This is a genomic window from Paenibacillus sp. FW507-14B1B (assembly GCF_058781425.1).
Genome location: NZ_JBYSWS010000005.1, coordinates 236,185 through 250,150, shown reverse-complemented (window position 1 = coordinate 250,150; position 13,966 = coordinate 236,185). Strand labels below are relative to the sequence as shown.

Here is a 13,966-nt window from a genome sequence, read left to right as displayed (position 1 = left end):
TACAATACTTTTCGGTTTCGGTAAACGGTAGAAGCGTAGTTTGAATATGTACAATTTTACGATGTTTATATACAAAACTATGATATAACGCGAAAAGTAACAATCTTAATTAATTCCAAATAGAACCCGAATTATGTCTATATGCGTCAGAACAGAAGCTTTATATAATGACTACATGAACTCGACATGAGCCGTTAGGATATTCCGATGAATGTAAACGCATTCAGCAAGGCGGCGCACGATCTTGAAAATACAACAGTAAGGCGGCGAGAGTGGATGAAAACAGAGAGAAGATCGGAGGGGCGCAGCTCTAAAGGCGCTTTATGGAGTACGGTTCGTCAATATAAGTATCACTATTTAATGTTGCTTCCTGTCGTTATATGGTACTTGGTGTTTAGTTATTTACCGATGTATGGGGTTACACTTGCGTTGAAAACATTCGATTTCAGCAAAGGGATTCTTGGAAGCCCTTGGATTGGATTTGATCATTTCAAAGCGCTAGTGGATGATATGGAATTCTGGAATGCTTTTCAAAATACAGTGATCATCAGTCTTGCGAAGTTGGTTATTCATTTTCCGCTTCCTATTATTCTCGCCATTATTATGAATGAGTTCTCCCGGAACAAGGCGAGAAAGTTCTTTCAGACATTGTTTACGTTTCCTCACTTTATCTCATGGGTTGTTCTCGCGGGTATCTTGACCAATATCCTCAGTAATGATGGGGTATACAATCAGATTCTTGCACTGTTCGGCATGGATGCATCCTCTCCGATGGTCAATGAGAACGAATTCCGGCCTATGCTTTATATAAGCCATGTGTGGAAAGAGATTGGATGGGACTCAATCATTTATATGGCAGCGCTTGCGGGGATCAATCCAGATTTGTATGAAGCTGCTGAGATTGATGGGGCAAGTCGTTTCCAGCGCCTAAGATACATCGCTTGGCCAGGTATTAAGAGCACGGTAGCTATTCTATTCGTACTGACCGTTGGGGGACTGATGAGTCTTGGAGGTAGCTTTGATCAAATCTTCAACTTGTATAGTTCACCGGTATATTCCGTAGCGGATACCATCGATACCTATATTTATCGAACGACATTTACAGTCGGTGCAGATTTTGGTTATATGACCGCGGTCGGACTTCTGAAGTCAGTGATCAACCTCGTGCTTCTGGTAATCGCGAACATCACGGTGAAGAAGATGGGAGAACAAGGATTGTATTAACCTGAAAGGAGCTGACAAGCGACATGGAACAGACCGTAACGAAGAAGAAAATGAGTACCTTCGATTTAGTAACCTATATCGTTCTCGGGATACTCGCAATCATTACTTTTTACCCTTTTTATAATGTTCTTATAATATCGATTGCTAAGTTTGATGTGATAAGTAAGAGCGACTTGTACTGGCTACCACTATCTTTTGACCTTACAGCTTATAAGGTAGTTCTGGCGGATTCGAAATTCTGGAATGCATTCGTAGTTTCAATTCTAGTGACCGTAGGCGGAGTGATCTTTAGTATGATTATCTCTGTGGCAGGCGCGTATGCTCTCTCCAAAAAAGGAATGCCAGGTAGAAATCTTGCCTTAACGCTCATCCTGTTCACGATGTTCTTTAACGGAGGATTGATTCCATTCTATCTGATCGTTAAAGAAGTGGGACTCATCAATAACATTCTTGTTATGATCATTCCAGCAGGTATTAATACGATGTACCTGATTATTATGAAGAACTATTTCAGCACGATTCCAGATGGACTTGAAGAGTCCGCTAAGCTGGATGGAGCGAATGATATGTATATTTTGCTCAAAATCATTATTCCGATCTCCATGCCGTTCATGGCAACCTTTGGACTGTTCTACGCCGTTGAACGATGGAATGAATGGTGGCATGCCCTGATCTTTATCAGTGATGCGGACAAGGCTCCACTACAGATCTATCTCAGAAATGTTCTGATTACGGCTAGCTCATCACTCAATAGTATGGCGATGACGATGGCAGAGCAGAAAAATCTGTCCAAGGTATACACGCCGAGTCTGCAAATGGCAAGTATCGTGATCTCCTGTTTGCCAATCATGCTTGTGTATCCATTCCTGCAGAAGCACTTCGCCAAGGGAATCCTTGTCGGATCCATGAAAGAATAACACTTTCACATACAGACATCTGCTATACAAAAAAAGGGAGGGTTTTATATGCAAAAGCTACGCAAATTCAGCATGCTCACCATCGTCCTTGTGATGATGGCCAGCTTGTTCGCTGGATGCGGTACAAAGGAAGTAGCAAATGAAGGCAACAATAGCGATGGGGGAACGAGCACAACGACTTCTAGCGATGATCCGTTCAAGGATCACCTTGAAATTTCGCTAGCCTATTGGGATATCGATAATGTTGCCGCTAAGTTTGAACAAGATAAAATTTTTCAGGATCTGATGAAGAAATTCAACGTCACACTGAAGCCTGTAAACGTGACATGGGATGACTATGTACAGAAATATCAAATGTGGGCTGCTTCTGGTCAGCTTCCAGATATCTTTGCGACAGACGCAATTGGAACGCAGTACTATAGAAACTGGGTAAACCAGGGGATAGTTAAAGCTCTTCCAGAAGATATGACCGCTTACCCGAACTTGGCTAAGTATTTTGAAACGCCTGATATTAAAGGACTTAGTGAAGACGGTAAGTTCTATAACGTACCTAGACGTATGTTCCCTACGGTTCAATGGAGTGTACTTGACCGTCCTGTATTGTACAGATGGGACCTTGCTCAACAAGCGGGTATTACGAAAGAGCCTGAAACATGGGATGAGTTTAAAGCCATGCTGCAAGCTATCGTAGACAAAGACCCAGAAGGCAAGAAAGTAACCGGTCTGACTTCTTCAACGACTAAAATGTTAGGTGGATTCTTCTGGTTGTATGGAAACGCAGCAGCGACAAGCGATGGCAGCGGCAGCGATTTCAAATGGATTAAAGAAGATGGTCAATTCGTTCCAGCAGTATTCAGCAAGAACTCACTACCTGCTCTTCAAAATATGAGAGAAATGTTTGATAACAAGCTAGTAGACCCGGATATCGCTTTGACGAAGCCAGACACAGCTTATGATAAATTTGTATCTGGTAAATCAGCAGCACTATTGATGGGTGGCGGATTCACAGGTATTGATCAGAACGTCTATGAGAAACGTTGGAAGACAGCATATCCAGATGTAGATTTCACTGAGAATGTAAAAGTACTAAAACCATTAAAAGGTCTAGATGGTGAACGTTATCACCCTGTATTTAAGACGTATTGGTCAGAAAGCTACTTTAATGCGAAGATGGACGACAAGAAGATGGACCGGATCATGAGAATTTATGATTATGTTCTTTCCCAAGAAGGTCTTGATTTGCTCACATACGGTATCGAAGGTGAAGATTATAAGGTAGAAGGAGATAAGAAGGTTCCTCTTCACGAAGAGAATCTTAACGAGAAATATCCAGCTAAGAGCCTCTTGCTAAATCTGGTTACTTATAATACTTCTGCTGCTTATGATATGGATAGCCCAACGATCGCGAACAAAAAGATTAGACAAGAAGCAGTTGATTTTATTAACTGGAGTATGGAAAACTCAAAAGTGGCAGATTATGATATTCGTTTGACTTACATGTCTACACCAAGTAAGGACAAGTTCAGTGTTCTTGATCATGACGATCTCTTAAAAGTGATGCTGAGCAAAGAGCCGGTTGATCAAGTATGGAACGATATTGTGAATAATTACAAATCCAAAGGGCTCGATAAAATGATTGAAGAGGTCAATTCCAAGGCAAAAGAGTCCGGAATTGAATAGAGCATAAACATGAGAAATTAGGTTTCACCGTAAAAGCGTCTCTTCCGATTAACAGGAAATGTTCAGGTATTAGGTTAAGAACAGATTCTATTAAGTAGAGGCGCTTTTGCGTATTAAATATATAGGAGGCAGATGCATGAATCGAAAAGGAGTTAGGAAGGTCATTATGTTGGTGGTGGTCATGTTATGTATGGTCACGGTAGGAGCATTCTCGGAAAAGGCTTCAAGTGTGCTTGCAAATGATAGCGCTTACTATGTAGACTCAGTAAGTGGGAATGATGCAAATGATGGTTTAAGTCCAACCACTGCTTGGAAGACCCTAACGAAGGTGAACAGCACAACGTTTATGCCGGGAGATAGCATTCTATTTAAAGCAGGTGGCGTGTGGAGCGGAGAACTTTGGCCAAAGGGATCAGGAGCGAGCGGCAAACCGATCAAGATCGATATGTATGGAACGGGGAACAAGCCGGCGTTTACAGGCAGTGCTACCTCCAAGCAAACCTTACATCTGTTCAATCAGGAGTATTGGGAGATTAGTAACCTCGACATCTCGGCGAACTATACAGATTCTTTTACAAGAAGAGGGATCTACGTTCATGCGGAGGACTACGGAACAGTGAATCATCTGTATTTCCGGAACTTGGTCATTCATGATGTATGGCCTAATATCCCGCATACGAACAATAATACAGCGAAAGATACGGGTGGCATGTTCTTTCAAATTACGGGGAGCAGCACGATCACCAAATTTAATGATATTCTCATTGAGAACTCAACCATACGCGATCTTGACCGAGAAGGCATTACGCTGACATGGACATCATGGTCTAACCGGACCGGGGAGACTGGAGGAGCTGGTCCATGGACTGGAAGCACCAATGTTGTCATCCGCAATAATTATTTCAGTAACATCGGCGGTGATGGTATTGTAGCGCAAGGGGTTCAGTCTCCATTAATTGAATACAACACGATAGACGGATTCAACCTCAGAAACAACAATATTAGTTACAATGCAGGAATGTGGGCATATTCGGCGGATGATGCTGTCTTCCAATATAACGAGGCGTATAACGGCAAAGATACAAGAGACGGTATGGCATGGGATGCGGATGCCCGGACGAACCGGACGATTTTTCAATACAACTACAGCCATGACAACGAAGGGGGAGCTATGCTCTTTATCAGTTATGGTACGGAATACTCTAGAGACGCTATTTACCGATACAACATAAGTCAGAACGATAAGAACTACTTAATCACAGCAACGAATCCAATTAATGCGAGTGTATATAACAATGTGTTCTATACTCGGAGTGGTCTGAAAGCTAACGTATTTAATACGAATAGCGGAACGGCATCCTTTAAGAATAATATTTTCTACAACCAAGGAACGACATCTACTAGCGGCTGGGGAGCGAATTACACTTACAATAATAATATTTTCTACGGCAATTATGCTTCTACGCCAAATGACCCGAACAAGATTACAGCAGATCCTCAGTTCGTGAACCCGGGAACAGGACAGATTGGAAGAAACACACTGGCAGGGTATCAGTTGAAGAACACATCCCCTGCTCTCAATAGTGGTGTCAGCATTCCAAATAACGGTGGCAAGGATTTCTGGGGCAATTCCCTTTATTATGGAAATCCGGATCGTGGTGTGTACGAACATCAGGCCAATGTTAGTGTTCCATCGAACTTAGCGCTAGGCAAATCCGTTACTTCGGGTAGCTTCGTGAATAATCCTGCTTATGCAACAGATGGTTCTGCCAACAACAAGGAGCTGTATGCAGGACTGGATTCCGGTTTACAGTGGTTGAAAATAGACCTTGGCGCTTCCTATCTCGTGGATCGGGTAAAGTTGTGGCATTACTTCGATGGCAGACAATATAAAGATGTTATTGTTCAATTGTCTAATACCGCTGATTTCTCCACCGGGGTAACCACGGTATTTAATAACGACGCTAATAACAGCGCCGGACAGGGAGTAGGCACGGATGCAGAGTATGCTGAGACAGCAGCGGGTAAAGAGATCACCTTTAGTCCTGTACAAGCCAGATACGTTAGATTCTGGTCTGCTGGAAGCAACGTGAACATCTGGAACCACTATGTGGAGGCTGAAGTGTATGGTACAAACTCACCGTAAGGGGAGGGTTACGAAAGGATGCTTCTTAAACATAAATACATGTTGACCGTTATTATTGGATTGGTTAGCCTTTGTTTCGCCGCTGGGGGTTACTGGATCATGAAAAGCGATCTAAATGCTGACCAGTATGTGTTAAAGATTAATGGTGCTGATGTATCCGTGCGGGAATTTGAAGCGGCCATGTCATTTGAAAGAGTGGGCGTCATTCATGAATTCCAAACCAAATATGAAGTAGAATATGATCAAGAATTTTGGGACAAAAGTTTTGATGGATCCACTCCAATGGAGCTGCTTCGGGAGAGAGCCTTGGAGCGGTGTGTTTCGATCAAATTGCAGCAAGTAGCTGCTGTTGAAACAGGAGTCATAGCTGAATCCGATATTTCATACGAAGGGTTTCTTCAACTGCTGAAGAAGGAGAACGAACGTAGGAAGCAGGCAGTGGAACATGGTGAAGTGATTTATGGTCCGCAAAGCTATGGCGAAGAAGAGTTTTTTCAATATTCATTTAATAACATGGTCATACGCCTTAAGGAGAATTTGGCGAAGAGCGAGCTCGACCTTTCCCCGCATCAAGTGTTTACATTCTATAGTGAACAAAAGAATTCACTCTACAAAAAACCACTGTATATCCGAACAAAGAAGCTGGTGGTAAACAATACAACACAGGTTAAAGAGAAAGCTTGGAACATTGCGAAGCAGGTCAAACTTGAGGCCGAACGTTCACACTCGTTAGATCAAGCCGCCGACCGTAATAAAGAGATGGTCGAACTTTCAGAACAGGTATTTGACGAAACGACGGAACGGGGAGATCATAAATATGCGACTGAATTGTTAGAAGCGGCTAGAGAACTATCCCCTGGAGAGATTAGCAATGTCATAACGATTGAAGGTGGATTCGCTGTGTTGCAAGGATTAGAACGCAGAGATGAAGGTTTCTATCCGGTAGCTGAGGTACAAGAGGATATTATGAATCGGTTACTTGATAATCAGTATAAGATCTGGTTGAAGAAACAGAGAGAGTCAGCAGAAGTTGAAATAAACCATAAGCAATACAACAAGACTCGTGTGGATCAAAGTGTATAATTTTGTAGGGGAAAACAAACAGAGCTATCCCGCAAAGATCTTAGATCTTTTGGGAAAGCTCTGTTTTTCTTTAATTTGTGCAACTAACACCTGTTTTATAATTTTGTTATTGAAAACACAATATTATTATGATAATTTTATTGAGTCGTTATTATTTTGTTAGTGTTCTATTTATTATTTATTGGTAATAGATTTCTCAGAGTTGTCTTCGTGAATGATAGATATTCATCGTCAGGATAAATGAAAAGGCTTTCCTGGAGGGTGTATATCTTCTTGATCTGGTACAGCTCTAATAAACCTCAAGGAGACGAATATGAAACCACAACTTTTAGGTAACTGGACATTTAAAGCTTGTGATGAACAAGAATGGCTACCTGCTAAAGTACCTGGATGTGTACATACGGATTTACTTCGGAACGGTATTATTGCTGATCCATTCTATGGAACGAATGAGCACGATCTGCAGTGGATTGATAAGAAGGATTGGGAGTATGAATCGAGCTTTGACATTTCAGAGGAACAGCTGGCAGCATCTCATCTAGAGCTTGTGTTTGATGGACTTGATACATATGCCGATGTATACGTTAACGGAAAAGTCGTTCTGTCCGCAGACAATATGTTTCGCTCTTGGCGGGTTGATATCAAGGAGCGGGTAACTGCAGGTAAGAATCAGATCCGGGTTCTGTTCCGTTCCCCAATTCAGGAAGATCTGCCGAAGCTAGAGAAACTCGGGTATGCGCTTCCGGCATCGAATGATCAATCCGAAGTAGGTGGCATGGGAGATAAGCGAGTTAGTATTTTTGCACGTAAAGCTCCTTACCATTATGGCTGGGACTGGGGACCGCGTTTTGTAACGAGTGGCATCTGGCGTGAATGCCGGATTGAGGCTTGGTCGGAAGTGGAAATTCGTAATCTGTTTATTCGTCAGGACGAAGTGAATGAATCTGTTGCACGAGTTACAGCTGTTGTGACTGTTGAAGCAGATGATGAACTGAATGGTAACCTCGTCGTTACGGCGGCCGGGCAAGAGTGGAAGTCGGAGCTTAAGCTGGATAGCGGAACTAATATAGCTCAGCTTGAAATGGAAATACAGAATCCACAGTTGTGGTGGAGTAGAGGACTTGGAGATCCGAATTTATATGATTTTCGAGCAGAGATTCGAAGTGGAGATCGCGTTGTAGCGGATGCTGAGGTTCGCACGGGACTACGGAGTGTAAAGCTTATTCAGAAGGCAGATCAAGCTGGAACTTCATTCTACATCGAACTCAACGGAACGCCTGTATTCGCTAAGGGTGCGAATCATATTCCTAATGATAGTTTCCTGACGGAAGTGACTGAAGAGCGTTATCGCCATGAGATAGCATCCGCGGCCGAATCCAACATGAACATGCTTCGTGTATGGGGTGGCGGTATTTACGAAGAGAAAATATTTTATGATCTGTGTGATGAATACGGGTTGATGGTGTGGCAGGACTTTATGTTTGCTTGCAGCATGTATCCAGGTGATGAAGCTTTCCTTGAGAGCGTTCGTCTGGAAGCGGAGGAGAACATCACTCGTCTGCGAAATCACCCAAGCATTGTTCTCTGGTGCGGGAACAATGAGATCGACTCTGCATGGGCCCATTATGACGAAAAAGCAGGCTGGGGATGGAAGAAAGATTATAGCCACGAGATTCGTGAAAAGATATGGGCTGATTATGAGGCTATTTTTCACCGGGTTTTGCCGGAAGCCGTTAGTCTTTGTGCACCTGGAGCAGAGTACTGGCCATCTTCTCCGATCGTCTCTCTCAGCAGAGATAAGAATCAGCATTCGAATCCAAGCACAACGAGTGGAGATATTCACTACTGGGGAGTATGGCATAATACCGAACCGTTTGATAACTATAACGTCTATGTTGGTCGCTTCATGAGTGAATATGGGTTCCAGTCGTTCCCTGAACCGAGAACGGTAAGAACGTATGCTGAGGAGACCGATATGGAGTTGGAATCCAAAGTCATGCTGGCGCATCAGAAGAATGGAGCAGGTAATCGTCTAATTAAGAATTATATGGACCAGTATATGAATGAACCGAAGGACTTCCCATCGTTTCTCTATATGAGCCAAATGCTACAGGCCGAAGCGATGAAGACTGCAATAGAGGCTCATCGTCGTAACAAGCCTTATTGTATGGGAACGCTGTATTGGCAGATGAATGATTGCTGGCCTGTTGCTTCTTGGGCAGGAATGGACTACTTGGGTCGCTGGAAGGCAATGCAGTATGTTGCCAAGCGGAGTCTTCGAGATGTATGTCTTGCGATCGAACAAAAGGATGACACGTTGTCAGTTCACTTGATATCCGATATATCTGAGTCGGTGACAGGGGAGTTACACTTAGCGCTTTATAACTTCGATGGAGAAGAGCTTCAGGGGCTTTCCCTACCTGTGCATGCTGATCCACAAGCAGCACTCGTTGTATACCAAGTACAAGTGGATGAGCTGCTGGGTTCGCACGATCCGTCTTCAGTTGTGTTATGCGCTGAATTGAAGCTTGGAGCAGAACTCGTGGATCATAAAGAACATTATTTTGTAAACGATAAGGAACTACAGTTGCAACAAGCAGATATCAAGGTAACAGAAGTGGCAGGAAGCGGTGGAACATCCTTTAAGGTAGAGAGTAGTCGATTTGCTCGTTATGTGTGGCTGTCGGCAGAAGTTGAGGGAATATTCAGTGACAACTTCTTCGATCTCATTCCAGGTAAAGCGAAGATCGTATCTTTTAGTGCCCGTCATTCTGGTGGTGACACAGCATTTATTCCAGCATCTCCAGGGGATGTGTTGGTATTCTCCATGGCAGATTGCATTACTGCAGAATCTGTAGCCGTACAGTAAATGTATGGAATTGGTTTCAGGCATTGTTAAGCAATAGAACGAGCCCTCCAAGGATGATCCTGATCCTTTGGAGGGCTACATTCACACATTAAAAATTCATGAGAAGAGGGATTGTATGCCGGTAGAAACTTTTAGAGCGATAGCACATCTGCAACAGGGAATGGTTGTTAAAGCGAAATCAAGAAGTTTTGAGATTACAATTGATGAGCCAAAATCTTTAGGCGGGACGGACGAAGGCATGAATCCGGTGGAGTTGGTGTTATGTGCTCTAGGAGCCTGCCAGTCCATTGTGGCACGCGTCTATTCTCGGAAATTTGATGTCAATCTGGAAGACTTCTGGGTTGAGGTTGAGGGAGAACTCGATACGGATGGATTTATGAATAAATCGGATGTCCGTCGTGGATATTCCGATATCAGATATAATATACATATAAAGACGGATGCGCCAAAAGAACGAGTTGAAGAGTTTGTGGCATTCATCGAACGTACCTGCCCGGTAGGAGATACGATTGAAAATCCTGTGAAGCTGAAGTTGAATGAAATTATTATCGAATCTTAAAATAGCGGACACTTTGTTCATGAAGATGTCTTATCTATAGAGAAGAGGCCTCGTACAGTTCATGGACTGTACGAGGCCTCTTTTAATAGCTAATTATTATTTAGAAGCTTGATATTTAGTCAAGTATTCTTTAACTTTTGCTGGGTCTGCCTGTAGTTCGTTACCGGTCTTAACCAGTGGGCTAACAGTGGAGAAGGCTTTAATCTTATTGCCGCCATAGAAAGCGAGAATCTCGTCCTGATTGATGGAGTACAGAACTGCTTTTCTCAAGTCTTCGCTCTTCGCCACATCGCGGTTCTTGGTATTGAAGAGTAGGTATGAAACGGCGTTGCTCTCAATAGATTGCAGCTTCAGCTTGCTGTCGCCTTTAATGACATCATACTTGGTTTCTGGAACGCCGTAGTATAGATGAATCTCGTTACTGCGCAAAGCAGACAGCGTGCTGTCAGCATCTTTAATGAAGCGAACTTTCACTTGGTTGATCTTAGGCTCGTTCTCAGTGCCCTTCATGTAACCAGGGTTCTTGTAGAAAATAGCTTCATAGTCGTTCTTGTAAGACAGAATGTACGGACCGCTTGCAAACAATGTGTTGTTGTATTTGTCACCTTCAGTTACCGTATTCTGGTCACCGTAAGGAACGTCTTTGTTTACATCAAATTTAGCTACATCATAAGTGTTAATGCTCTCAACCTGTTTCTTGGATACAATACCGGCAGACTGATGAGCCAGGTAATTCAGTACTTGTGGGAAAGGCTCTGTTGTTGTCAATTTGATGACCTGATATTTTCCGTCTTTCGTGCTAGCTTGGTTTTTGTCTGTCACGAGGGCAGAAATTTTGCTATCCAGACCTTTTTCCAGCGATTGTCTTACGGTTTCATCGCTTCCAGCTACCTTAACGCCATCTAATGCGCTCAGATCTTTAACAACTTCAACGTCTTTGATGTGCTCGTGCAAAGTATAAGTCCGGTGATCTGGAACGGAATCTTTATCCTTAGCACGGTTCAAAGAGAATACAACGTCATCTGCACCAACGCGCTCGCCGGAATCTACGGCAAGTTTGTCTTTAATTTGAGCGAAATTGATGTCATCTCTAAGAATGAAGTAATACTCGGAGTTCCCTTCAGCAATGCTGTGGTTGTAGGACAGAGAACCCTCGGAAGTGATCTTGTCATCATCCGTTAGGTTAATCAGACGAACGTTCATGTTCGTGTTAATGATGTTGATCGATCCATCGTTACCTTTGATCGGATCAAGGGATGTCAGCGTAGAAGACGATTGAGCTAGAATCAAAGGTTCTTTATCACGCTTTGATTGGTCTTTGAAATCAACAGCTTCCCAAGGAAGGGAGCGGGATTTAGACAAGCGAACGGAGTTCTCATCCAAAATATCTTTGTTGATGGCTTGGCTTTTCAGTGAAATGTACAGTGGCGCAATATAAGCCTTGTCGGTTACTAGACGCTGTTCGAGCTGTTTGTAAGTTTCTTTGGCGTCCTCAGGCGACTGTGTAGCAGCCTGGTCGATCAATTTATCAACTTCCTCATCGGAAAGCTTGCTGTAGTCTCCACCCGTCTTGAACACGGAACGAACCGCGTAGTCGGGGTTACCCGTTACAGTTGTCCAGCCAGAGAGGGAAATATCATAGTTTCCAGCATCTTCTTGAGCTTTGAAGCTACCGTAGTCAGGCTGCAAGTTGAGTTTCACATTGAAGCCGTTTTTGGTAAGTTGGTCACGGATGATGTTCACATCCGATTCATTAGAACTCATACCGAGAAGTTCGATAGTTACAGCTGATGGATTTGCTGGTTGTTCACCAGCGGTGTCAGTCGGTTTTGAAGCAGCCTCGTCTTTGGTTTTGACGGTGCAACCGCTAATTACCATAACCAGCGTAAGCAGCAGTAGCAAGATCGATCTTTTTTTCATGATGCGTGTTCCCCCTGATCATTTTATGTTGTGAAAATGTAGTACACATATTGACGACTAATCCATCTTGGGATCAAGTGCATCCCGTAATCCATCCCCTAGGAAGTTGAAGGACAGTACCAGCGCAATAATGGCAAGTCCCGGATAAATGGCAAGGTATGAGTTCGTTTCGAGATAGGTACTTCCAATCTTCAGAATATTTCCCCATTCTGGAATATGAGGCTCAACCCCAAGGCCCAGATAGCTCAAGCTGCTGGTGGAAATAACAGCTCCGCCAATAGTTAAGGTAGATTTGACGATCATCGGAGCAAGTGAGTTAGGAACAATATGTTTAAAAATAATGGATAAGTTACTGGATCCGAATGCTCTTGCAGCATCCACATATTCAAAGGTAGATACGAGTAGTACATTGGCTCTCATCGTTCTAGCATAGGTTGGAATTGCTCCAACGCTCAGCGCTAGTATCAGGTTTACTGTATTCGCTCCGAATGCAGCGATAATAGCGATTGCGAGGAGAATACCTGGAATAGCATATAGCACATCTAATAGACGCATGATGATATTGTCGGTATGACGACCATAGTATCCCGAAATCGCGCCGAGTATTCCCCCAATGACGAGTGGAATAACGGTCGACATGAAGCCAACGATAAGGGAAATACGAGCACCAAACACAATTCTAGAGAATAAATCTCTACCGAAATTATCCGTCCCAAGCGGATACTCAAGACTTGGTGGCTGTAAAATGGCCGAGTAATTGTTGTCTACGGCAAATCCATAATCAAACGTAAGCAGACTGCACACGGATACAGAGAACAAGAAAATAATGAAGAAGAGTCCTAGCATCGCTGTTGTGTTACTCGTAATACGCACCCATACATCTGACCATCGGGTAACCGAGGGGTTCCCGTGCTTTCGAATCTTGGATAGGAGATTGATACCGAGCACCAAGGCAAATACATTCCCCGTAGCCACGGTAAGGATGAGTGGCAGTGCCAGCCAGATCAGCTTTGGATGTGCGGTATGTCGATCAACGTATTTAGCAACAAGTAGCAGTGCGATGAGTTGGAAGATAGCGACAACGATCAGAATCGCCATTCCAATCAGGAATGTATCCGCGACATAAGGCTTAAACATGTTAATCGCAGAGAGCACAATGACGAACAACTGTGTTAACAGCATATATACCGCAATCGTATATTCCGGATTCTTCTGCTTCTTAATGAGGTTGAACGCAAACGTTACGATAAATATGTTTCCGGTGAGAATACTAAAGAGTTGTACATAGCCGAGAGCTCGGATAGAGTTCCGAATATGTCCGTGTCGTAGAAGATCCTTCCGAATCAAGATGGTAATGACAACTTGTAATATTGAAAATAAAGCATAAGCGGCAAAAGCGGCGAAAACATATGGCTTAAGCGTCTTTTCAGCGAAATCATAGCTGTTCAGTAGCAAGATCACGGTTAAAGTCAGGGAGACAACGCCTGTGAAGCTAGCCTGGCTATACTCTTGCGATGATTTCAGATGGTGCTGAGTTTGGTGCTTATTAAGTAGATTCTTGATCATGA

Annotated in this window: 9 protein-coding genes; 7 read left to right on the top strand and 2 right to left on the bottom strand. The window is 43.3% G+C overall.

Annotated features, from left to right (window positions below):
* The first annotated feature begins 276 nt into the window (after positions 1-276).
* The 7 genes from AC3WJJ_RS22290 (at position 277) to AC3WJJ_RS22260 (ending at position 10,478) form a co-directional block, all read left to right on the top strand.
* Entirely contained in the window at positions 277-1,224 is a 948-nt protein-coding gene (locus AC3WJJ_RS22290; protein ID WP_492543876.1) for an ABC transporter permease, read from the top strand.
* Between the two features lie 23 nt (positions 1,225-1,247).
* A complete protein-coding gene (locus AC3WJJ_RS22285; protein ID WP_492543874.1) occupies positions 1,248-2,141 on the top strand; it encodes a carbohydrate ABC transporter permease in 894 nt (297 codons plus the stop codon).
* Positions 2,142-2,189: 48 nt separating this feature from the next.
* A complete protein-coding gene (locus tag AC3WJJ_RS22280) occupies positions 2,190-3,821 on the top strand; it encodes an extracellular solute-binding protein (protein WP_492543872.1) in 1,632 nt (543 codons plus the stop codon).
* 136 nt (positions 3,822-3,957) lie between these two features.
* On the top strand, positions 3,958-5,967 hold the full coding sequence (locus AC3WJJ_RS22275) for a galactose-binding domain-containing protein (RefSeq protein WP_492543870.1): 2,010 nt from the start codon (positions 3,958-3,960) through the stop codon (positions 5,965-5,967).
* 18 nt (positions 5,968-5,985) lie between these two features.
* Positions 5,986-7,050 (top strand): peptidylprolyl isomerase, encoded by a 1,065-nt coding sequence (locus AC3WJJ_RS22270; RefSeq protein WP_492543867.1) that lies wholly within the window; start codon positions 5,986-5,988, stop codon positions 7,048-7,050.
* A gap of 313 nt (positions 7,051-7,363) precedes the next feature.
* On the top strand, positions 7,364-9,919 hold the full coding sequence (locus AC3WJJ_RS22265) for a beta-mannosidase (RefSeq protein WP_492543865.1): 2,556 nt from the start codon (positions 7,364-7,366) through the stop codon (positions 9,917-9,919).
* A 115-nt stretch (positions 9,920-10,034) separates the two neighbouring features.
* Positions 10,035-10,478, top strand: coding sequence for an OsmC family protein (locus AC3WJJ_RS22260; RefSeq protein ID WP_492543863.1), 444 nt, complete (start codon positions 10,035-10,037; stop codon positions 10,476-10,478).
* Positions 10,479-10,574: 96 nt separating this feature from the next.
* On the opposite strand, the gene AC3WJJ_RS22255 is transcribed toward AC3WJJ_RS22260, so the two are convergent.
* The gene (locus AC3WJJ_RS22255) at positions 10,575-12,398 is read right to left on the bottom strand and encodes an ABC transporter substrate-binding protein (protein ID WP_492543861.1); all 1,824 of its coding nucleotides are present in this window, start codon (positions 12,396-12,398) and stop codon (positions 10,575-10,577) included.
* Positions 12,399-12,455: 57 nt separating this feature from the next.
* Positions 12,456-13,964 carry an ABC transporter permease gene (locus AC3WJJ_RS22250; RefSeq protein ID WP_492543859.1) on the bottom strand — a complete coding sequence of 503 codons (1,509 nt, stop codon included), beginning with the start codon at positions 13,962-13,964 and terminating at the stop codon, positions 12,456-12,458.
* Positions 13,965-13,966: the final 2 nt, after the last annotated feature.